The following is a 20,697-nucleotide window of genomic DNA, read 5'->3' on the forward strand; positions in this document are numbered from 1 at the left end:
ATTTTCTGGCGGCGAACCGCATTATGCTTAAAGCATCCCGTTGGCGATTTGTGTCAACGACCTAGGAGGAAACGTCATGCCAATTCTGGAACTTAACCATGTTGCCAAAACTTACCATACCCGCTTCAACGCCAATGCGGTTCATGCGTTGAGCGATATTTCATTGTCAGTCGAAGCCGGTGAATATGTCGCGATTATGGGAGAATCAGGCTCGGGCAAAAGTACCTTGCTCAACTTGATCGCCGCTTTGGATAAACCAACTGCAGGCAGTATCGACTTGAATGGTACCGAACTTAGCACCATCGCCGAAAGCCAGTCGGCCAAATTCAGACGGGAACACTTAGGCTTTGTTTTCCAAGATTTTAACTTGCTGGACACTTTTAATGTTAAAGACAATATCGTGTTGCCGTTAGTCTTAAGTCAAACGCCGGTTCCGGAAATGGAAAAGCGCGTCGCCGCGATCGCGCCACAACTGGGACTCGCCGATAAACTGGCCAAGTTCCCTTATGAACTATCTGGTGGTCAACAACAGCGCGTCGCCGCAGCCCGCGCTTTGATCACAGAGCCTGAGTTGTTACTGGCAGATGAGCCCACCGGCGCTTTGGACTCACACACCGCCGATGAACTGCTTGAACGCTTCGCCAACCTCAACGCCAAAGGCCAAACGATCTTAATGGTCACCCATTCTGCAGTGGCTGCCAGTCATGCTCGGCGCGTTTTGTTCATTCGCGATGGCCGTTTGTTTCATCAGCTATACCGCGGGGATCTCACCAAAGACGCGATGCTGGTCAAAATCAGCGACACCATGACCGCTATGCTTGCCAACCCCAACCCATCAACAGCTGAGGCTAAAACCAATACGGAGGCAGACTAATGTTTTACTTCCGTTTAGCGACCACCAACATTCGCGCCCACAAACGTATTTTTGTGCCGTTTTTGTTGGCCATGACTTTGCTGACGATGATGAATGTGATCATGTTGTCTGTGCATGCTGATGCCAATGCGATCTTCGCCAATAGCGACGATGGCACGCAAGCAGTTGCCACGGAAATGTTTAAATACGGCGCTTATGTCATGATCATCTTTGCGGTTATTTTGGCTTGTTACGCCAATAGCTTCTTGCTTAAACAGCGCACCAAACAGCTCGCCTTATACAGCGTGATCGGCTTTGGCAAGCGGGAATTGCGCCTGATGGTCACTTGTGAATTGGCGATTTGTGCGGCTATCAGTATCCTATCAGGCGAGCTGTTTGGTGTGGCCTTTGCGCGGCTGAGTTATTTGATTTTGGGTAAAATGTTAGGCGTACCTGGGCAGGTACCGTTTGGCCTAGACCCTACGCCTTTAGCCCAAGCTTTCGCGATCATGAGCTTGATTTTTGGCTTGCTGATGCTGCTTGATGCCAACTGGTTGCGCAAGCATCGGCCTTTGGCGATGCTGCAAGCCGTCAGCGCTGGTGAACGCGAGCCAAAGACCCGCTGGCTGCTTTTGACGATCGGCCTAGTCACTTTAGGTGCCGGGTATGCAGCCGCCATTGGGATCACCGATCCACTAGGCGCCTTGCAATGGTTTTTCGTCGCCGTTGTTTTCGTCATAATTGGCACTTACGCGTTGTTCATCGCTGGGTCCGTCTTCATCTACAAGCGTCTGCGCCAAAATAAGCATTACTACTATCAGCCAGCCCACTTTATCAACGTCGCGAACATGATCCACCGCATGCGGCAAAACGGCGCCGGTTTGGCTTCGATTGCCATTTTGGCCACTATGACCTTGGTGACCATCGCTTCGACCATCACCTTGTACTTAGGGGTCCCGCAAATCGTCAACACTTCCAACCCTGCAGATCTTCAGTATTTGCGCGCGACCACTGCTCAAACGCCAATCACCTTTAAGCAAAATCAGGCCCAAGTCGCCGCGATCGCCAACCAACACCGTGTGCGCATCACTAAAACCACTGTCGCGACGATTTCTGGCACCATCCCCATCAAACTCGGGCCAACGCACGTGCGTCTCGCATCTGATCGTGATTATGCAGGCACATTTGGCCCGAACAAACATCTGATCACTGCAGACATCATGACTTTAGCCCACTATAACCAAATGACGGCAAAACACATCCAACTTAACGCCAATAGCATACTTTTAGGCACCACCAAAAAAGAAACCTTTGCCGAGCTCAGGTTTGGTCACCAGTCGATGACCGTCCAAGGCGTTGCCAAAATGCCATACATCACCAATAGCGTGGCCATGGGCAAGGCTTTGCTGGTGTTCAAAGATCATGATGCGATCCTGCGCGCGATTGGCGCCATCAGTCCCAAGAAACTTTCCGCCGAAGCACTTGGCCATCCGCAAACCACGGTCTACTTGAACCTTAAAGGTCAAGATGCCGATCAGATCGCCATGGCCAAAGCGCTTCAACAAGCCAACCTAGGTGCTTTGAATGTCACCAGTGCCGCCAATAATCGCAAAGTGGTCCTGCACTGGATGAGTGCGTTCTTATTTATGGGGGTGCTTTTGGGCATCATGTTTATTTTGGCCACTGCTTTGATCCTTTACTACAAACAAGTGTCTGAAGGTCTGGCTGACGCCAAACGCTATCAAATTCTGCAACAAGTTGGGTTGTCCAAACGCGAAGTCCGCAAAACGATCAACTCTCAGTTGCTGACGCTGTTTTATGTGCCGCTGATCGTAGCGGCGGTACACACCGCCGTGGCCGCGCCGTTCATCCAGCGGCTGCTCACCTTGTTTGGCATTTTCAACTGGGGCCAATTCGCTGCCATCATCGCTGGCACCCTGGCAGTATTTGCAGGGTTATATGTCGTGATCTACAAAGCCACTGCGCAAGTTTACTACAAGATCGTCAACTAAAAGGCAGCGAAAAACTGGCCAGCCTGGCTTCGGGCTGGCCAGTTTTTTTGGCCACGCCTTGGCACCTTGGTCCGCATGTTATAATGCGGGTTGAACATGATCTGGAGGTCGTTAGATTTGACAAAAACTGTATTGATCACCGGTGCCAATCGCGGTATCGGCTTTGAAGTGGCCCGCCAACTTGGGCAAAAAGGCTGGTTGATCTTATTAGGCGCTCGCAGCGAGCAGCGCGGTCAAGCCGCGGTGACGCGTTTGGCCCAAGAACATATCCAAGCGCAGTGGTTGCACATTGACTTGGATGATCTGGCTACCGTGCACACTGCCGCCAAGTTCGTTGCCCACCATTCTCCAGAACTCAGCTTGCTGATCAACAACGCTGGCATCGCTGGCGACATGGCGGCTGACCCAATGGCGACCAACACCGCAGACTTGCAAGCGACTTTGAACGTGAATGTCGTCGGCACATTTGAGATGATCAAAGCCTTCACCCCGCTTTTACAACGTAATCACGGTCGCATCGCGAACATGACCATTCCCGTCAATTCCAGCCGCTTTTGGCATCCTTTCAGCTACATCATCAGCAAGTCTGCCATGAATCAAATGGTGAAAATGTTCGGCCAGCACTTTGCCAGTCAACATCTTCCTGTCGATATTTTTTGCATCATGCCTGGTGGCGTGTCAACCGACTTGAACCACCATCTGCAAAGTCCCTTCGTGCGACCAGTTGAAGAAGGCGCTGCCGCAGTCGTGAAAATCGCGACTGATGGCCGGCATCATCAAGGCAAAGTCGTCACCGACTACGGGTTTGGCAAAATGGTCAAACGGGTGGCCCTCAGCCACCAACGTCATCATTGATGTTGGTGAGGTTTTGCGTGCCGCCTTCGATTTTTTGCAACAGCTGGTGCAAAGTGACAAGCTCTTCTTGCGTGAATTCGCCAAGTAAACTTTGAACGACCGCAAAGTGCTTCGGCAAAAATGTGGCCAACCGTTTTTCGCCAGCGACAGTCAAGTGGATGCGGCGCTTACGTTTGTCCGTTGGTAACGCCTGCTTTTCGACTAGATGCGCGGCCACCATCCGATTTAATAGCTTCGTGACAGTGACGCGCGTTGACCCCAGCATATCGGCAATTTCTGACGGTAATAGCCGCTGATGTGGCGCTTGATCTAACAACATCAAGATGATAAAGCGGGATTCAGACAAATCGGCATCAGCCAGAACTTGATCATACGCCTGTTGCATGCGTCGATAAGCTTGCTGAAAATGATGAAACTGCAACACCAGTTCTGGATCGATTTGAGTACCCATTGTACTGATCTCAAACGCCAAGCGAATGGCATCAGGCTGATCGTTGAAAGTAAAATTTTCCATGCAGATCCCTCCAAAGTAGTTAGCCGGCTAACTATCTGCACCACCACCGCGCAGCAAAACAATACGTTCGCTTAGTGTCTTGATCATAAATGCTTGGCTTCAACCACGCAAATTTATAGTCTTGTCGCAAATTTCACAAAATCTTCGCAAAAATCGATCAAAGATCCCACTTGTCCCCTTGTTCGATCACGCAGAAGGTTATACAGTTGACATGAAGGATATTACACGTTTTGTAAAGTTCAACGATATTTTTCCCGTGGTGCGCTTTTGGAGGTTATTCACATCATGTTTGTTACCAATGATTCAGCGATCTTGCTTTCGCAGATCGTGCTTTTGATTTTTTCGATCGGGTTTGTTTGCGCCTTGGTGATCGGCTACTCGCGCATTTGGCAACAAGTCGTCGGCAACACCAAGCTGTCCAAAGGGCAACAACTTGCGATTCGCACCGCTTTGCCACTGGCCAGTTGGATCTTAGGGGCGCTATTGACCGCCACAAGCCTCACCGGTATTGAAAATGCTTGGTTGTATGCGTTGATCGGGCTATTTTTAGTCGCCTTTCCTGTATTGGATAATCAACTGGGCCGAGGCGAATACGCGTTGCGGAGCTTGGCTTTGGTGACGATTTGGGTCGCCGGTCATTGGGCGAACTTAGCCACTTTGCCTGTATTGGCAACGTTAGCTGGTTTAGTGGTTTTGTTGATCGCCATTCGCTTGCGTGGTTGGGATCTGCGCTACCGCTTTTGGTATTGTTTAGCCGCTGGCGGATATATTGCCATCGCCTATTGGCTCACAGTGCCAAATGTCAGCTTGACGGCTGCATATTTGTACGTCAACATCGGCGCTTATTTGATCATGACTGCCTTAACCTGCCAATATTGGATCGTCAAGCGGCAGCGGCAACTGGCGGCAAGCCAAGCGGCAAGCGAAGATCTGACGGTCAACAACATTTACGCTTCATATGCCCGCAACGTCACCAGTTTGTTTGAAAGCGCCAAACAAAGCCGCCAACCGCTGACCATGGCGGTGATCGATGTCGATCACTTCGCCGATATCAACGAACGCTATGGTCACCTAGGCGCCAACACGATTTTGACGCAAGTGATCGAAGTGTTGCAAAATGTGTTACTACAATACAGTGCTGAAAGCCATTTATTTCAAGCCGGCGGTGAAGAATTCAGCATTATTTTTGCCAACACCCCGACCACACTGGCGGCGCCGATCATTTTAGACTGCTGGGACACGATCCGCACGCATAAGTTTACTTATCAAGATAATGATCTAACCTTGACGATCTCAGCTGGCTTGTCGCAGATCCAAACCGTGGATAAAAATGTTGATCCATTATACAAACGCGCAACTGCCAGCATGATCCAAAGCAAACACAGCGGTCGCGATGCCATCACCGTTGAAGGCGTTGCGCAACATGCCCGCGAAGCCCAAAATTGGTTGCCATCATATACTTATTTTGCCCAGCCAATCGTCGACGCACGCACCAACAACCATTCGGTGCTGATGAACGAATTGTTGCTACGAGCATACGACCGCAATGAATGGCGCTTGCCTGATAGCTTCGAGATCCCGACCACCACGCAGATCAGCTTGATCAAACGGGTCCTTAATCACAGCATAGTGCCTAGTATCACGGTGAACTTGACTGCCAAGCAATTCAGCGATCCTGAAGTTGCCAAAGAGTTCGTGCATTTCAAGCGCCACGAACCGCGGCTGAAAAAATTTGTCATCGAGATCATGGATGTGCCTGACCTCAACACCGTCGAGCGCATCAGCGGGCTGTATCGGCCAGCTGGCATCAAGATCTATTTGGACGATGTTGGCAGCGACAATAGTTATGAATTGGTGTTGAACATGTTTGCCTACATCGATGGCATCAAGTTTGCCATGCAAAACTTGCGTCAAACCAATGATTCTCAGCAACTGCTGGAACGCATCGACTTTTGGAAGAAGATTGCTGATAAACATCACCTAGAATTCGTCCTAGAAGGCGTGGAAAACCAAGAAGAATCTCAATTTGCGCTGACTAAAAGCGGCATTTTCCGGCAACAAGGCTACTACTTCGGCAAACCGACGCTACCACAAGATAAATAACGTCAGACACAAAAAAGAGACCAAGTGCTGGTCTCTTTTTTAGTCGGCTGACAGTTAATTTAAGTTGAAGACTTTTTCGGCGGTACCATGAGCGATGGCTTCGCGCTGCGCGTCAGTAAGGTCCGCTTGCGTCAAGAATGTGCGCGTGGCGTTTTTTGATTGCACATAAGGAAAATCTTCAGACCACATGATATGATCGGCGCCCATTTCGGTTAACGCCAATTGCATTTGTGGCGCGGTGAACATGCCAGATGGTGACAAGTACACTTGGCGCTTGTAGTAGTCGGAGAATTTCAGTGGCAGGTCTGACACCATGGCGCCAAAGCCGTCAACGCGTTGCAAAAACATTGGCATGAACTCCCCCCAATGCCCTGAAGCAAGTTTGACATGTGGGTATTTCTCCAACAGCCCAGCGGTGATGATCCTAAGCATTTGAATGCCTTGTTCCATGTGCCAACCCCACATCGCCCCAGCCATCATCGTCGCCGTTAAGGCGGAATAGGCTTTGCTGTCATAAAGTTGCGCTTTTTGATCATTGGTGATGACCCCTGGATGCAGATACAGCGTGGTGCCTAATTTGTCGGCTTCGGCAAAAATCGCTTCAAAGCGCGGATCATCTAAGAATTGGCCATTGACACTGCCAGAAATGATCCCGCCTTTTAACCCCAAAGTCGACACCGCATAGTCTAGTTCTCTGGCGGCGGCTTCTGGCGTGTTGGCAGGCAATGTGGCTAAGCCGGCAAAACGCGTTGGATACTGGCTGATGTTTTCTGCTAATGTTTCGTTTTGGGCATGGGCGCCGTCAATCGCGTATTGATCCGGCAGCACTTGCGCCGAATTGCCGGCGTCAGAAACCACTTGAACGTCGATGCCATATTGGTCCATGTAGGCGATTTTTTTACTAAAATCCACCAGATCTGGTTCCAATTGTGCTTGGCGCGGATTGTTATTTTTCACTTCTGAATACTCATTGAACTCTTTGATATTGCGTTTGGTATCGAAATGTTCTTCAACGGTGATCAATTTCATGTTAAGTCCTCCTAGCGCATCATGAAATGCGCAACGTTTGTCGATAAAATCTTGGCGTAAAGCAGCTGGTGCTTGTAAAACTGTCAAAGCCTGATATGCTTAGTAGGTAGCCGGCAACATACAAGGAGGCCCCCAGATGATCATCTTTAATGAATTTCCAGTTGGCGCAGCCACATTGAACTTAGTTGCTGCCCACCATGCCAAAACCGAATCCGGATTGCGCGCATTAGGCGTTTATCCCGGCCAAGAAATGTTGTTGATGGCGCTATTGACTGACGACGCCGCGCCAAAGCCGCAAAATCAATTGGCCGCGTTGCTAGATGTCAACCATTCCACTGTGGCCAAATCGGTGCGCCGCTTGGCCACTGCTGGTGTGGTGACCACAAAACCTTCACCGCAAGACGGCCGCGTCACCTTAGTCACCTTGACGGCTCAAGGCCTCGCCTTAGCCAAAAAAGTCAAAACCGTGTGTCAAACAGTCGAGGCACAATCGACGGCAGCTTTGTCACCAACTGAACAAGCCGAATATATCAAGCTGGCAGCGAAAATGACTGCCGCGTTGAAACAATAGCCATCACGCGATTTTAGCGTGATGGCTATTGTTTTACGCTTAGAAGGTTTGAGCGAGGGTTTGAGCCTGCTTTTGCGCTGCGGCTACAATGTCGTGGGCTTGCTCTGGGAAATGGTCCATGCCTTCAACTGGCAGATCGATCACTTTTTGGCTGCCAAGATATTCCAACGCGGCATGAATGTATTGCGTGGCTGGGTCTTGGCCGGCGTACTTGCCACCAGCAGCTTGGATATGCACAACTTTTTTGCCTGGTAATAAGGCAATATGGCCAGTGGCAGTATAGCGGAAGGTTTGCCCGACCATGGTGATGGCATCGATCCAAGACTTCAGCTTGGTGGGAATGCCAAGGTTCCACATGGGGTTGGCGATCACGATTTTGTCAGCGGCTTTAAATTCTTCTAAAGCGGCGCCAAACATGCCAAGCTTTGCGGCAGCCGTCGCGCTTGGGGTGGCGTTAGGCGCAAAAGCCGCCATCATTTCGCCATCCAATTCTGGGAAGTTTTCTTGGTATAAGTTACGCTCAGTCACGGTATCATCTGGATGCGCCGCTTGATAGCTTTGCATAAACGTGTCCAACACCTTCATACTGCGGGAACGGTCTGGTCCAAACGGATGTGCTTTGATCACTAATACTTGACTCATCTTAAGGTTCTCCTTTTCATGGCGGCATTTTGGTTGCCGGCTACCTAAATAGCTTACCATCAAAAAAGGTCGCCGGCAACCTTTTTCGCTAAAAAAGCCTCACAGCCCGTTATTTGATCCAGTCTTGGGCTTTGGCATAAACTGGCGCCACGGTTTCTGGCCGATCCATGCCAATGCCGTCATTGCTGATGGTACCGCCGGCTTTGATGCGGGTATAAGCCAAGAACCGATAGGACACGCGCAGTTGTTTCAATAGCGCCAGATCCAGCTTCAAATCCGTACCAGGAATCACTGGCGTCAACGTATCAGCATCACAAATGGCAGTCATGTCGCTGATTTTCCACTGCCCGTCGCGCTTTTCAACGCGATAGATCAATGTCATATACGACTGCACGATCACTTCCGCGTTGCCAAGATACATCCAGTGCTTGGTCGTTGAACTCATTTCAGCATAAGCACGCTTCCCATTGACATGCACGATCGGCGTCCCGTAGCGACCGACTAGCGGCAAGCTGTAATCAAAATCCACTGGGTGTTTGCCAACAAAGGTATCGGCGGCTTTGCCTGTGGACCAACTGGTGGTCACCGTAGCGTCTGGCCAATAGCTGGCGGCTAATTGCTGATCCAAATGGCGTCCCCGAGCGGCGCGTTCGTTTAACACTAACTGACTGATCGCTTCAATATCTGACATGATTGCCTCCTAAGCGATGATCCCGCGGTCGATATAGCCGCCGTCTAAAAACCAATATTGATGATAATCACCTTTTAACGCGGTGAACGTGACTGGCTCTTGGCCTTGGGCTTGGATCTGTTTGAGCAAATAGTTGCGCAAGATCCAAGGGTCTTCTAAGCGATCTGGCTCAAGTCGCAAGTTCGCTTCGATCGTCGCTTGGGTGGTTCCAAGGGCTTGGGCGATCGTTGCGAGGTCTAAGCCGCTAATGGCAAGGTTTTGTTTGAATTCTTTTTTCGTGGCAACTTGTTGGGCAATAGTTAATGACATGATGACCTCCGCTTGATTAGTTGTATTTGCATCTGTTATAATAGTCGGTGTCAGAATGAATGTCAATGAATGACTTGCAAATACATCTTTTTAACTCACACGGAGGAAATCATGAATCTAGGCACAGATGACCAAATCGTCGATAAGATCTTTCAACTGTCCCAAATTGAAAAAAGTGTGATCAATCATCAACTCAAAGACGTGGGGTTAAATCCGATCCAAGCGCGCGCTTTGAACTACATCGCCCAACACCCGAACACCATGCAAAAAACTGTCTCTGAGCATCTCGGCAAACTCGGTGCCACCACCACCAATATCATGAAGGTGTTGCAACAAGACGGCTTGATCACGCGCACTCGCCCGCAAAGTAACGAACGCCAAAAGTTGCTGTCGCTAACGCCAGCTGGTGAAGCCACTGCCGAAGCGGTGCGCCAGATCTTTGTTGAAATGGAAAATCGTATTCGCGTCGGCTTGCCTGAAGCCGAACAAACTCAGCTGATGGCACTGCTGGATAAAGTGCAAGCGCGCTTAACTGACACACCTAACGCTTAATGGAGGCTTATCAATGCAAAAAACGATCATCATCACCGGTGCCAATTCCGGTTTAGGCTTTGAAGCCACCAAACAAATCGCCCAACGCCATGACGATTACCAGCTGATCATGGCGTGTCGCAATATGCAAAAAGCAACTGCTGCGCGAAAGGCAATTTTACAAGAAGTGCCAAATGCCAACTTGTTGTGCTTGGCCTTAGACACGTCATCACTGGCCAAAGTCCGCGCCTTTGTTGACGCGTTTAAAGCCTTGAACACCCCACTTGATGGCTTGATTTGCAACGCTGGGATCGCCGGGCGCGTGGTGCATGCCACTGACGACGGATTCAACAATATTTTTGAAACCAACTACTTAGGTCATTTCTTGTTAACGCAGCTCCTGTTGCCGACTTTGGCAAACGACGCGCGCTTGATCTTTGTTAGCAGTGACCGGCATGACGCCATCAAAGATATGCCTTGGCCAGGCGCCAAAACCGTGGCTCATGTTGGAATCGACGCTTTGGTCGATAGCCGCAGTTATCCTTATTCAAAGCTTTGCATGATCTTATTCACCTATGAACTTGAACGCCGACTCGCCCAAGATCCGCGCCACATCGTGTTCAATGCCGCTAATCCTGGCTTGATGACTGAAACTGGTTTGGCTAAAGACAAATCGCGCTTCACCCCAGAAATGCTGGCACAAAACGCTGATATTCTTAGCACTGCCAAAGATTCTGGTCGGATGCTGGCTGATTTGATGTGCAACTCAGCATTTGCCCAAGGTCCGGCGCGATATTTTGATCGCCGAAGTGACAACCCGATCCCCTCTTCCAAGCTGTCTTATGACCAACAAGTCGCCAAAGAACTGTGGGACTTTAGCCTGCACGCCGTGGGGTTGGCTGATTAGCCACACCGCTTCATTAAAAATCGCCTTTCAGCTTTGGCATGGCAGTCAAAGTTGAAAGGCGATTTTGTTTTAGTCGTGTTTAGGCGTTGGATCGATCATGGTCAACTGGATGCGCTCACGGTTCGTATCCACTGACACGATCCACACCTCAACGATATCGCCAACTGCCACCACAGATTTGGGATCGCTGACGCGGCGGTTAGCCATGCGCGACACATGCACCAAGCCGTCATGCTTGACGCCGATATCGACAAACGCACCAAAATCCACCACATTGCGGACGGTGCCTTGAAGCTTCATCCCCGGTTGTAGATCGGCCATGGTCAACACATCTTGGCGCAATAATGGTTGAGGCAAGGAATCCCGCAAGTCGCGACCAGGATTTTGCAAACTGGCGACAATATCTTTTAACGTTTCCATCCCCACTTTTTGTGAGATGAGCGGCGTAACGTCCACAGTTTGCACTTTTTGGATCAAGGCCTGGGTGCCCAGTTGCGCTTCTGAAACCCCAGCTTGGGCCAAAATTTGTTTGGCCACAGGATAGCTTTCCGGATGGATATCCGTATTATCCAAAGGTTGCGTCCCGTTGATGACTCGCAAAAACCCAACGGCTTGTTCATAGGCTTTAGGGCCAAGACGGGGAACTTTCAATAATTGGCGGCGATTGTCATAGCGCCCATTTTCATCGCGGTAAGCGACAATATTTTTTGCAATGGTTTTGTTCAAACCGGAGATCCGTGTCAGCAATTGCACCGAGCCAGTGTTGACATTCACACCCACGCGGTTAACGGCACGCTCGACCACGGCATCCACTTGCGCCGCCAAGTCTTTGCTCGGCAGATCGTGTTGATATTGGCCAACGCCGACTGCTTCTGGATCGATTTTGACCAGTTCTGCTAATGGGTCTTGTAAGCGGCGGGCGATACTGATGGCAGAGCGTTGTTCAACATGCAGATCAGGAAATTCATCGCGGGCCACTTGGCTAGCAGAATATACTGACGCCCCAGCTTCATTGACGATCACATAGTAAATATCCCGCGGGATCTGGCGCAACACTTCGGCGACGAATTGTTCCGATTCGCGGCTGGCGGTACCATTGCCAATGGCGATCATGGTCACTTGATATTTTTCCAGTAAGGCTTTGAACTCACCGGCGGCTGCATCGCGTTTGGCTTGCGGCGCAGGTTTGTGCGGGTAGATCACCGCTTTGGCTAAGAACTTGCCATTTTCATCCACCACGGCTAGCTTGCAGCCGGTGCGATAAGCGGGATCAAAGCCAAGCACCACTTTGCCTTTGATCGGCGCTTGCATCAACAAGTTGTACAAGTTTTGCCCGAACACGTCGATGGATTGGGCGTTGGCTTTGTCAGTCAATTCATTGCGCAACTCCCGCTCGATGGCCGGGCCAATGAAGCGTTTATACGACTCACCATAAGCATTTTCAACAAACGCGGTGGCTTGATTTTCCGGATGATGCCCGATCAAGCGAAAATGGAAAAAGTTGGCCACAGCTTCATTGTCGACCACGATTTTAACCGATAAGATCTTGGCTTTTTCGCCGCGGTTGATGGCTAAGGTGCGCGTCGCTGATAAATGCCGCACACTGATCTGCGCGTCATAAAATTGCTGATAAACTTGCTTCTCATCCAAGGCTTCGGCTTTGGGGCGTAACTTGGTTTTCACCTTCCCAGTGCGCTGCGTGAATTGACGGATCCAGTGGCGATAAGAGCTGACTTCGCTGAAGGTTTCGGCTAAGATCTCAGTCGCCCCAGCTAAGGCCTCATCGACAGTTTTCACGTCTTTATTGAGGTATTTTCGCGCTTGGGCCGTCAGATTCCCTGTTGGCAGTTGCAAGATCCACCGAGCTAATGGCTCTAAACCGTGAGCCTTGGCTAAACTGGCTTTGGTTTGGCGTTTTTGCTTGTAGGGTAAATACAAGTCTTCCACTTCTGGCAGTTTAGTGGCGGCTTGGATCGCGGATCTGAGTTTCGGGGTGAGTTTTTGCAACTCGTCGATGGCTTTGATCACCGCTTGTTTGCGATCTTGTAAAGCCGTCACCCGCGCATAGCTGGTTTCAATGGCTTGGATCTGCACTTCATCCAAACTGCCAGTCATTTCCTTGCGGTAGCGCGCGATAAACGGTACCGTGTTGCCTGCGTCCATCAACTCTAAAACGGTTTTGACTTGGCGCGTGGCGATCCCGTCAAGATCTGGTTGCATCAGTTGCAATGTTTGCGTATCGATCATGATCATTCCTTTACTTGGCCGATGTCGCCAAGCGCTTTGCCTGGCGTATAGTCATTATACCATCTAGGTGAGATCGCGCTAATTCCACCGGTTTTAAGTGCAACAAAATAGGCAGAGCGACGGTTCCGCCGATCTGCCTGATGTTTAAGCACTGCGAGTTTGCACCACTTGATCGCGCCCGCGGTGTTTAGCAGCGTATAAGTTGATGTCGGTGCGCTGAATGAAGTCTTTTAGTACCACTTCTGCGTCAGCGATCGACGAGATCCCAGCTGAAACAGTCAAGCGCAACTTTGGATTTTCGCGCAAGACCACGAGATTTTTCAGCCGCTGATAATAATTGTCAATGGCCAAACGCGCTTGATCATCATTTAAGCCAAAGATCAAAATACTGAATTCTTCCCCGCCAGTGCGATACACCGCAGCGTAATAATCCATGGGAATAAAATAGCCTTGCAAGTCGCGAGCAAAGTTGATCAAGGCTTCATCCCCGATCAAATGCCCATAAGTATCATTAATGGCTTTGAAATGATCGATATCCATCATCACCAAATGCAAGTTGTCGCCATGACCTGCCGCCAGCTGACTTTGAAACCACTGGTAGTCTTTGCGAAATAGCGCCAAACTCCGCACCCCAGTGAGCTCATCATGATTGTTGCCATAGGTGAGCGTTTTGGTTTGCTTGCGCCGATAGCGCAACAAGCGATCATAAAGATCTGCCACCCCTAACAACAAAATGCTGATCACGCCAACTTCCAGCGTCTCCCATCGGTCATAGTGATGGATCATTGCCGCCAGCCCCCACAGCGCCACTGACATCAACGCGATGGTGACAAAGTAGCGCCAGTGTTTGGCACTGACCCATTGACGATTTTGATTGATCAACTGCAACCCGCCAAATACCAAGGCCAAGCCCAACATTTCCGACACGTTATAGCCCCACCAAGGCCAATAACACAAATACACGCCTACTAACATCAACGCATGCACTTGCGGCTTTTTGATCCGAGTGGCTACATACAACAATGCCCCATTGCGCAACACCGAAGCCGTCATCGCGCTGGTGGTATCGTCATGGCGCAAGATCGCCACCACCACTAACACCAGCCACAAATACCCAGCCAATAACGCCGCCGCTGACACGTCGCGATGAAAGACCCGCTTGATGGCATCTGGGCCAAATGAATTGATCATGTCAACTGTGCCAACAAAACCGATCATAAAAAAGAACATCCAAAACGCTTCATTTATCACAATTGCCATGCAGATCAACCTTTGCCCATGTTTTGACGTACCTCTAATATACCGCCAATGCTGGGTAAAAACGACATTTTTGACAACTTTTCTTCAATATAATTGGAATGTTCGCAAAGCTGACATCAGCGCTGGACAAGTGCGCCTTGGTTCTCTATCCTAGACTTAATTGTGTTTTCAGGAAATGGAGTCCATTATGAAAAAACCTGCCATCATAACTTTACTGTTTGCCTTCATTACCGCGTTGGCATTACTGACGCCAACGCCTGCCCATGCGGCTGAAAAGACGTATACCTTCTACACTGACAATACCTATGCGCCTTTTGAATTTGCCAACAAGCAAAACAAATACGTCGGCATCGATATCGATTTGATCCACGCCATTGCCAAAGAAGAGCATTTCAACGTCACCGTCAAAGCAGTTGGCTTCAATGCTGCAGTGCAAGCGTTGGAAGCCAAACAAATCGATGGCGTGATCGCTGGGATGACCATCACCCCAGAACGCTCGGCGAAATTTGATATGTCTAAGCCTTATTATCCCACTGGCCCAGTTGCTGCGGTTAAAAAAGGTTCTGACATTAAATCCTTAAAAGATCTGCGCGGCAAACGCGTCGCGATCAAAACTGGGACTGCAGCCGCAGACTATGCCAACTCGATCAAGCAAAAATACGGCTTTAGCACCGTCACCTTTGATGACTCCAACAACATGTACCAAGATGTGTTGACTGGCAACTCAGTGGCTTGTTTTGATGATCAACCTGTGTTGCAATATGCCATTGCCACTGGCATGAAGTTGCATATCGTGGCCAAACCAACGACGGTGAAATATTATGGCGTGGCCGTCAACAAAGGCCGCGATGATCATTTGATCGACAAGATCAATGATGGGATCACCAAAGTCAAAAAATCTGGCGAATACGACAAGATTGTCGCCAAATATTTAGGCAATGGCACTGTTTCCTCGCAAAAAAAGAAAAATGCCAAAACCCAAGAAACTGACCGCAGCTTCTTAGGTTTGCTGAAAGCCAACTGGTCGACTTTAATGAGTGGCTTAGGCGAAACCGTGATCTTGACGTTAGTCGGCATTATCTGCGCAACAATTTTAGGAATCGTCGTCGGCTTGCTAGGCGTGATGCCAAATCGCTTTGCTCAAGGGATGTCGTCGACATTCATTTATATTTTCCGTGGCTTGCCATTATTAGTCTTAGCCTTGTTTGTTTACACTGGGGTGCCAAGTTTGACGGGCACCAAGATCCCTGCTTTTATCGCTGGGATCATCACCTTGACTTTAAACGAAGGTGCCTATACCGCAGCGTTTGTCCGCGGCGGTATCGATGCCGTCGCCCCAGGTCAAATGGAAGCCGCTCGCAGTCTTGGCTTACCTTGGTCCAAAGCGATGCGGCATGTGATCTTACCGCAAGGCTTAAAGATCATGGTGCCAAGTTTCATCAACCAATTCATCATCACCTTAAAAGATACCTCGATTTTAAGCGTGATCGGCTTGCTAGAATTGACCCAAACTGGGAAGATCATTATCGCTCGCAACATGGAAGGCTTTAAGATCTGGACCATGGTCGCGTTGATCTACTTGATCATCATCACCGCGTTGACTTGGTTGAGTAAATGGGTCGAAAAACGGATGGCCGTTTAACGCGTCAACACCGTCAAGTTCGCTTGACGGTTTTTTTTGCGCTTAAAGCCGTGATTTCTTGGCAAAAGCTTGATTTCATAATGTTTGCCTTTATGGCGCGGCATTATGGTAGGATACAAATAGTACGAATATTTCGATAAATTGTGGGGGATTGAAATGTCGATAGAACTACCGCTATTTTTGATCCGCGTGGCAACAGTCACTTTTTTTAGCATCGGGTTCATCGCCTTTTTTCAGCGGATCTGGTATGACGCTTTTGAGAATCAACACACCCAACGAATCGGCCGCATTTGGCGGCGGGTGATGTTACTGACGATCAGCGTTGGCATGGGTTTGTTTATTCATTACGGCGCCATGACGTTTATCCACAACAACTCAGCGATCTTGTACCACAACTGGGCGCTATTTGTGCTCACTTTGCCGCTGTTGTTTGGCGGGTTTCGCTGGTATGAAATGGCCTTAGAAGGCGGCGCGATCTTGATCGTGTGGCAAATGCACCATGCGCCGAACTTTTATGCACCGACGACTTTAACCGCGATGTTGGCGTTTGCTAGCGTGTTGGTGTTGATCAAACTTGGCCGCGAAAAGATCTTGAAGCGGTGGTGGACTGGCGTTTTGGCGGCATTTGTGGCCGCAAGTTTGTTTTGGTTCACCGTCCCGCCGGTTTCCATGGGGATGCATGTCCCGTTGAAATTAGCCGTTCAAGCCGTGTTGCTTTACACCTTGATGTTGGCGTTTGTGCTGGGCTATTGGCTTCGGCAACAACGTCTTGACCGCAAGCAACGTCAACTCGAGCGCTTGGCTGATTATGAAAAAGGCACCAGTGCCAATACTTATTCCCAACAACAAAAATCCTTACAAGCGTTGTTCACCAAGATCAAGCAACAAGGTGGCGTGTTGAGCTTTGCGACGCTTGATTTAGATCACTTCAAACAAGTCAATGACCGCTTCGGGCATTTAGCCGGTAACGCCGTGTTGATCGAAGTGACCGATACGCTGAATCAGATCTTAAATAACGCCAAAGTCCCCCATCAACTCTACTTAGCCGCTGGTGAAGAATATAATTTGATCTTCCCAATCCGCACCCCAGAATCAGTGATGCCTTTGATCAAAGCATGTTGGCAAGGGATCCGCAAGCGCGACTTCACTTATGAAAATCGCAGCATCGACGTGACACTTTCCATTGGCATGACCGCTTTGCATCCAGACGACCGCTCGATCAATAACATTTACCAGCGCGCCGATGACGCCTTAGCCAAAGCCAAACGCTCTGGCCGCGATACCATCACGTTTGACCAACAGATCGTTTCTGGCATCGATCGCAACGAAAAGCGCCTTGCCGATTATCGCTATTTTGCCCAAGGCGTTTATGCCGTTGACGCACCCGATCACCCTAAAGACTATCATGAGCTGTTGTTGCGAACTTATGACCCCCAACTCAAGCGCTGGATCTTACCAGATTCATTTGAGTTGCCGATTTGGATGAGCATCGCGTTGATGCAAGATTTCATGAAACACGATCCCTTACACCGCTTCAACTTGAATTTAACCGCTGATCAATTCCAAGACTTGGAAATCGCCGATGCCTTGACCCAATTTGCGGAAAGCCCTGAAGGTCCAGAAGCACTGACTGTTGAGATCATGGATCTGACCGATTCGCAAACCACGCGCCGGATCAGTTCCGTGTACCGCGCCGCTGGCATCAAGTTGTATATTGACGACGTCGGCTCAGATAATTCCTTTGAAGTGGTGCGCAGCTGCTTGCCATACATCAACGGCATCAAATTTGCGATGCAAAACTTGCGCAAAACCACCACTGACGAACAATTGACCGAACGGGTGAAGTTCTGGCGGCAAATCGCCTCAGAAAATGACTTGCGCTTCATTTTGGAAGGCGTGGAAACCAAGCAAGACTTGGCCATGGCTGAATCATTGAAAATCGATCATGTGCAAGGATACTATTTTGACAAACCTAGCGACCCGCACCATAACTAAAGAAGGTGGTCCAATTTAGCACGGGGGCACAGCTTTCTCATTTCGAACGCCAAAATATCGCGACAGATAAGTGTTTGCCGCTTCATACTTTTCACTGAATCCTCTTCAGTCTACCCATTCATAAATTCGAGAACTTCAAAAAAGCCACAGGCGCCTGCCTGTGGCTTTTACGTGCATTTCTGCGGCATTTAGTTATGCTTACGCTTGAATGCAAATCCACTTGATGTAATTCCGAATAGCATTAACAAACCCGTTACGACCATATTTGCATTGGAGGTATTACCGGTTGATGGATATTTGCTATTCTCACCAGACTTAACAGTATCGCTTTGCTTGTCTTCCTTGCTCGAACCTAGATCATTGCCGAAACGCTTCCCAGTTGTCGTGGAAAGTGGCGTATCTACTTCAATGTTGATCAACGGCAAGCCGTTCTCGTTGTAACCGGAGGCTTGGAGCTGTTCTTTTGTGATAGAGAGCGGCGTGCCAACTTCAGTCTTGATCAATGACAAACCGTTCTCATCGTAGCCAGATGCTTCAAGTTGTTCTTTGGTTACTGATACTGGCGTGCCAACTTCAGTCTTGATCAATGGCAAGCCGTTCTCATCGTAGCCAGATGCTTCAAGCTGTTCTTTGGTTACTGATACTGGCGTGCCAACTTCAGTCTTGATCAATGGCAAGCCGTTCTCATCGTAGCCAGACGCTTCAAGTTGTTCTTTGGTGACTGATACTGGCGTGCTAACTTCGGTGTTGATCAGTGGCAAACCATTCTCGTCGTATCCGGCGGCTTCAAGCTGTTCTTTGGTGACAAAGAGGGGCGTGCTAACTTGGGTGCTACTTTCCGTCTTGATCAATGGCAAACCGTTCTCATCGTATCCAGACGCTGCAAGCTGTTCTTTGGTGACAGACTGCGGTGTGCCAACCTGGGTGCTACTTTCCGTCTTGATCAATGGCAGACCATTCTCATCGTATCCAGACGCTGCAAGCTGTTCTTTGGTGACAGAGAGTGGCGTGCCAACTTGGGTGCTACTTTCCGCCTTAACCAATGGCAAACCGTTCTCATCGTATCCAGACGCTGCAAGTTGTTCTTTGGTGACTGACAGCGGCGTGGCCACTTGAGTGCTACTCTCCGCCTTAACCAATGGCAAACCATTCTCATCATAACCAGACGCTGCAAGCTGATCTTTGGTGACAGACACTGCCGTCTTGAAACCTAAAGGCACGACTGCGTGATATTCCCCAGCAGGAATCCGCACATGGTATACCGTTCCGTCCAGAGTGACGTTTAAGGTAAATTCCTTAGTGACGTTCCCATCAACAGTCACAAAGACTCCCTGATCTGCACGATCACGTTTGGTTGCGACAAAACTAACGTCACCATACTCGCCTAACCCAAGACGCTTGATACCATTTTCATCAAGACGTTTCAGGTCCCAATTGATCTGTCCGTCAGGAGTATCCGGCGTAATTCCTAGGACATCCTCAATCATGAATGAAATTGGGCCGTTACCTGTCCAGCCGACAAAGTCATACTTGACCATGTTCGTCGTCTTGTCATCTTTCTTCACTGATGCCGCCGACTGATCACTCATAGATGTTATCCCTGGAGAGAAGTACAACCCATTTGGATCAACAGTCACGCCGTCTAATAAAGGTGAACGGACAGGCTGAGAACCACCTGTCTCCGTTAAGGAATTTTGCAAATATTTGCCATCTTGCTTTGTCGAGGCATAGTTTTCCCAGAATGTGCCTGTATTCTTGAAAACTTCATCTATGGCATCAATATATCGCTGAGCGCCTTTCTGCGCGTCATCGTTTAATCCTGCCGCATCCAATCCCTTAATCACCATGTAATTGGTTGGCGCCCATACGCCACCTTTCCAGTAGTTCCCAGTGGTTGAGTATCGACTGTCATCCTTGGCTAAGGCCGCAAACGGCATATCAGTATAAAACTTATCTGGGTCAAAAAGCTTATCTCGCAGAGACTGCGCCTGTTGTTCATTTGCCACCCCAGCAATCAACGGCCAGAATCCAGCAATACTATCCACTTTAAAGAACTTGCCGTCCTTATCAACTTCGTAATACTGACCGTCAGTAGGATCCCAATTATACTTATTCCTGGATTATTCACCTCGGTATTGGGGACATGAAATCGCATCTGGCCGGTCTGAAAGCAACGTTTGGAGCGTTGCGAATACTGACTGAGCGGAGAAGTTGGTGATCGATGCACCACGAACAGACCGACCCAGTTTTCGGCTCGACGCACGACCTATTCAGTTATTCAGTTCAGGTCGCCAACTGATGGACTTCGTCCATGAGCCGACTAAACCAGTTCTTGTAAACATAGTTAGAAGCAAGATGAATCACCACACGACGGGCGTGCCAAGTAATCCTACCGGCGATGTGAAAGAGACTGAACCGTAGCGAGGAGATGGTTGAACGACGGTCTTCCGAGACAAAGAGCTGTTTAAAGAGCTGAACCAGGTTATAGGCAATACCGGTGATCAAGGCTCGTGCAGTGTTCCGTGCAAAAGTTGAG

Annotated in this window: 18 protein-coding genes and 1 pseudogene; 9 read left to right on the forward strand and 10 right to left on the reverse strand. The window is 49.3% G+C overall.

Annotation, left to right across the window (positions count from 1 at the left end):
* The first annotated feature begins 76 nt into the window (after positions 1 to 76).
* The 3 genes from ACKTSG_RS06650 (at position 77) to ACKTSG_RS06660 (ending at position 3,720) form a co-directional block, all read left to right on the forward strand.
* Positions 77 to 874 carry an ABC transporter ATP-binding protein gene (locus tag ACKTSG_RS06650; RefSeq protein ID WP_407893174.1) on the forward strand — a complete coding sequence of 266 codons (798 nt, stop codon included), beginning with the start codon at positions 77 to 79 and terminating at the stop codon, positions 872 to 874.
* Positions 874 to 2,865 (forward strand): FtsX-like permease family protein, encoded by a 1,992-nt coding sequence (locus ACKTSG_RS06655; protein WP_407893176.1) that lies wholly within the window; start codon positions 874 to 876, stop codon positions 2,863 to 2,865. The genes ACKTSG_RS06650 and ACKTSG_RS06655 overlap by 1 nt, the downstream gene beginning before the upstream one ends.
* A 117-nt stretch (positions 2,866 to 2,982) precedes the next feature.
* Positions 2,983 to 3,720, forward strand: coding sequence for an SDR family NAD(P)-dependent oxidoreductase (locus ACKTSG_RS06660; protein ID WP_407893178.1), 738 nt, complete (start codon positions 2,983 to 2,985; stop codon positions 3,718 to 3,720).
* Here ACKTSG_RS06660 and ACKTSG_RS06665 read toward each other — a convergent pair.
* On the reverse strand, positions 3,698 to 4,234 hold the full coding sequence (locus ACKTSG_RS06665; protein WP_407893180.1) for a MarR family winged helix-turn-helix transcriptional regulator: 537 nt from the start codon (positions 4,232 to 4,234) through the stop codon (positions 3,698 to 3,700). The genes ACKTSG_RS06660 and ACKTSG_RS06665 overlap by 23 nt on opposite strands.
* Before the next feature lie 285 nt (positions 4,235 to 4,519).
* On the opposite strand from ACKTSG_RS06665, the gene ACKTSG_RS06670 reads away from it, so the two are divergent.
* The gene (locus tag ACKTSG_RS06670) at positions 4,520 to 6,337 is read left to right on the forward strand and encodes an EAL domain-containing protein (protein ID WP_407893182.1); all 1,818 of its coding nucleotides are present in this window, start codon (positions 4,520 to 4,522) and stop codon (positions 6,335 to 6,337) included.
* Positions 6,338 to 6,391: 54 nt separating this feature from the next.
* On the opposite strand, the gene ACKTSG_RS06675 is transcribed toward ACKTSG_RS06670, so the two are convergent.
* On the reverse strand, positions 6,392 to 7,366 hold the full coding sequence (locus tag ACKTSG_RS06675; protein ID WP_407893184.1) for an amidohydrolase family protein: 975 nt from the start codon (positions 7,364 to 7,366) through the stop codon (positions 6,392 to 6,394).
* A gap of 136 nt (positions 7,367 to 7,502) precedes the next feature.
* On the opposite strand from ACKTSG_RS06675, the gene ACKTSG_RS06680 reads away from it, so the two are divergent.
* Positions 7,503 to 7,937, forward strand: coding sequence for a MarR family winged helix-turn-helix transcriptional regulator (locus ACKTSG_RS06680; RefSeq protein ID WP_407893186.1), 435 nt, complete (start codon positions 7,503 to 7,505; stop codon positions 7,935 to 7,937).
* A 39-nt stretch (positions 7,938 to 7,976) separates the two neighbouring features.
* Here the strand turns inward: ACKTSG_RS06680 and ACKTSG_RS06685 are convergent, their stop codons facing one another.
* The 3 genes from ACKTSG_RS06685 to ACKTSG_RS06695 all read right to left on the reverse strand — a co-directional run bounded on the left by ACKTSG_RS06685 (position 7,977) and on the right by ACKTSG_RS06695 (position 9,579).
* A complete protein-coding gene (locus ACKTSG_RS06685) occupies positions 7,977 to 8,579 on the reverse strand; it encodes an FMN-dependent NADH-azoreductase (protein ID WP_407893188.1) in 603 nt (200 codons plus the stop codon).
* A gap of 109 nt (positions 8,580 to 8,688) precedes the next feature.
* The gene (locus ACKTSG_RS06690) at positions 8,689 to 9,270 is read right to left on the reverse strand and encodes a nuclear transport factor 2 family protein (RefSeq protein ID WP_407893190.1); all 582 of its coding nucleotides are present in this window, start codon (positions 9,268 to 9,270) and stop codon (positions 8,689 to 8,691) included.
* A 9-nt stretch (positions 9,271 to 9,279) separates the two neighbouring features.
* On the reverse strand, positions 9,280 to 9,579 hold the full coding sequence (locus ACKTSG_RS06695; RefSeq protein WP_407893192.1) for a DUF2316 family protein: 300 nt from the start codon (positions 9,577 to 9,579) through the stop codon (positions 9,280 to 9,282).
* 111 nt (positions 9,580 to 9,690) lie between these two features.
* Here ACKTSG_RS06695 and ACKTSG_RS06700 point away from each other — a divergent pair, with 111 nt between their 5' ends.
* Both ACKTSG_RS06700 and ACKTSG_RS06705 read left to right on the forward strand, forming a co-directional pair.
* Positions 9,691 to 10,131 (forward strand): MarR family winged helix-turn-helix transcriptional regulator, encoded by a 441-nt coding sequence (locus ACKTSG_RS06700; RefSeq protein ID WP_407893193.1) that lies wholly within the window; start codon positions 9,691 to 9,693, stop codon positions 10,129 to 10,131.
* A gap of 13 nt (positions 10,132 to 10,144) precedes the next feature.
* Complete coding sequence (locus ACKTSG_RS06705; protein ID WP_407893195.1) at positions 10,145 to 11,017, forward strand: SDR family NAD(P)-dependent oxidoreductase; 873 nt, start codon at positions 10,145 to 10,147, stop codon at positions 11,015 to 11,017.
* A 69-nt stretch (positions 11,018 to 11,086) separates the two neighbouring features.
* Here ACKTSG_RS06705 and ACKTSG_RS06710 read toward each other — a convergent pair whose 3' ends face one another.
* The gene (locus ACKTSG_RS06710; protein ID WP_407893197.1) at positions 11,087 to 13,264 is read right to left on the reverse strand and encodes a Tex family protein; all 2,178 of its coding nucleotides are present in this window, start codon (positions 13,262 to 13,264) and stop codon (positions 11,087 to 11,089) included.
* A gap of 144 nt (positions 13,265 to 13,408) precedes the next feature.
* On the reverse strand, positions 13,409 to 14,524 hold the full coding sequence (locus ACKTSG_RS06715; protein ID WP_407893199.1) for a GGDEF domain-containing protein: 1,116 nt from the start codon (positions 14,522 to 14,524) through the stop codon (positions 13,409 to 13,411).
* Between the two features lie 187 nt (positions 14,525 to 14,711).
* Here ACKTSG_RS06715 and ACKTSG_RS06720 point away from each other — a divergent pair, with 187 nt between their 5' ends.
* Both ACKTSG_RS06720 and ACKTSG_RS06725 read left to right on the forward strand, forming a co-directional pair.
* Positions 14,712 to 16,166, forward strand: a complete 1,455-nt coding sequence (locus ACKTSG_RS06720; protein ID WP_407893201.1) for an ABC transporter substrate-binding protein/permease — start codon at positions 14,712 to 14,714, stop codon at positions 16,164 to 16,166.
* 156 nt (positions 16,167 to 16,322) lie between these two features.
* A complete protein-coding gene (locus tag ACKTSG_RS06725; RefSeq protein WP_407893203.1) occupies positions 16,323 to 18,161 on the forward strand; it encodes a sensor domain-containing diguanylate cyclase in 1,839 nt (612 codons plus the stop codon).
* Positions 18,162 to 18,349: 188 nt separating this feature from the next.
* Here ACKTSG_RS06725 and ACKTSG_RS06730 read toward each other — a convergent pair whose 3' ends face one another.
* The 3 genes and pseudogenes from ACKTSG_RS06730 to ACKTSG_RS06740 all read right to left on the reverse strand — a co-directional run.
* The gene (locus ACKTSG_RS06730; protein ID WP_407893207.1) at positions 18,350 to 19,750 is read right to left on the reverse strand and encodes an LPXTG cell wall anchor domain-containing protein; all 1,401 of its coding nucleotides are present in this window, start codon (positions 19,748 to 19,750) and stop codon (positions 18,350 to 18,352) included.
* Positions 19,751 to 19,876: 126 nt separating this feature from the next.
* Positions 19,877 to 20,263, reverse strand: a pseudogene (locus ACKTSG_RS06735) (MGH1-like glycoside hydrolase domain-containing protein); the annotation flags it as partial.
* Between the two features lie 181 nt (positions 20,264 to 20,444).
* The coding region (locus ACKTSG_RS06740) for a transposase (protein WP_407891817.1) at positions 20,445 to 20,697 on the reverse strand (253 nt) is incomplete at its 5' end.

This window comes from Lacticaseibacillus salsurae (assembly GCF_045862175.1).
GTDB lineage: Bacteria > Bacillota > Bacilli > Lactobacillales > Lactobacillaceae > Lacticaseibacillus > Lacticaseibacillus salsurae.

What these genes read in the sequence shown, in the direction of transcription:
- ACKTSG_RS06650 (WP_407893174.1), top strand. Translation starts at nt 77, where the DNA reads ATGCCAATTCTGGAACTTAACCATGTTGCCAAAACTTACCATACCCGC.
- ACKTSG_RS06655 (WP_407893176.1), top strand. Translation starts at nt 874, where the DNA reads ATGTTTTACTTCCGTTTAGCGACCACCAACATTCGCGCCCACAAACGT.
- ACKTSG_RS06665 (WP_407893180.1), bottom strand. Translation starts at nt 4,234, where the DNA reads ATGGAAAATTTTACTTTCAACGATCAGCCTGATGCCATTCGCTTGGCG.
- ACKTSG_RS06670 (WP_407893182.1), top strand. Translation starts at nt 4,520, where the DNA reads ATGTTTGTTACCAATGATTCAGCGATCTTGCTTTCGCAGATCGTGCTT.
- ACKTSG_RS06675 (WP_407893184.1), bottom strand. Translation starts at nt 7,366, where the DNA reads ATGAAATTGATCACCGTTGAAGAACATTTCGATACCAAACGCAATATC.
- ACKTSG_RS06680 (WP_407893186.1), top strand. Translation starts at nt 7,503, where the DNA reads ATGATCATCTTTAATGAATTTCCAGTTGGCGCAGCCACATTGAACTTA.
- ACKTSG_RS06685 (WP_407893188.1), bottom strand. Translation starts at nt 8,579, where the DNA reads ATGAGTCAAGTATTAGTGATCAAAGCACATCCGTTTGGACCAGACCGT.
- ACKTSG_RS06690 (WP_407893190.1), bottom strand. Translation starts at nt 9,270, where the DNA reads ATGTCAGATATTGAAGCGATCAGTCAGTTAGTGTTAAACGAACGCGCC.
- ACKTSG_RS06695 (WP_407893192.1), bottom strand. Translation starts at nt 9,579, where the DNA reads ATGTCATTAACTATTGCCCAACAAGTTGCCACGAAAAAAGAATTCAAA.
- ACKTSG_RS06700 (WP_407893193.1), top strand. Translation starts at nt 9,691, where the DNA reads ATGAATCTAGGCACAGATGACCAAATCGTCGATAAGATCTTTCAACTG.
- ACKTSG_RS06705 (WP_407893195.1), top strand. Translation starts at nt 10,145, where the DNA reads ATGCAAAAAACGATCATCATCACCGGTGCCAATTCCGGTTTAGGCTTT.
- ACKTSG_RS06710 (WP_407893197.1), bottom strand. Translation starts at nt 13,264, where the DNA reads ATGATCGATACGCAAACATTGCAACTGATGCAACCAGATCTTGACGGG.
- ACKTSG_RS06715 (WP_407893199.1), bottom strand. Translation starts at nt 14,524, where the DNA reads ATGGCAATTGTGATAAATGAAGCGTTTTGGATGTTCTTTTTTATGATC.
- ACKTSG_RS06720 (WP_407893201.1), top strand. Translation starts at nt 14,712, where the DNA reads ATGAAAAAACCTGCCATCATAACTTTACTGTTTGCCTTCATTACCGCG.
- ACKTSG_RS06725 (WP_407893203.1), top strand. Translation starts at nt 16,323, where the DNA reads ATGTCGATAGAACTACCGCTATTTTTGATCCGCGTGGCAACAGTCACT.
- ACKTSG_RS06730 (WP_407893207.1), bottom strand. Translation starts at nt 19,750, where the DNA reads ATGAGTGATCAGTCGGCGGCATCAGTGAAGAAAGATGACAAGACGACG.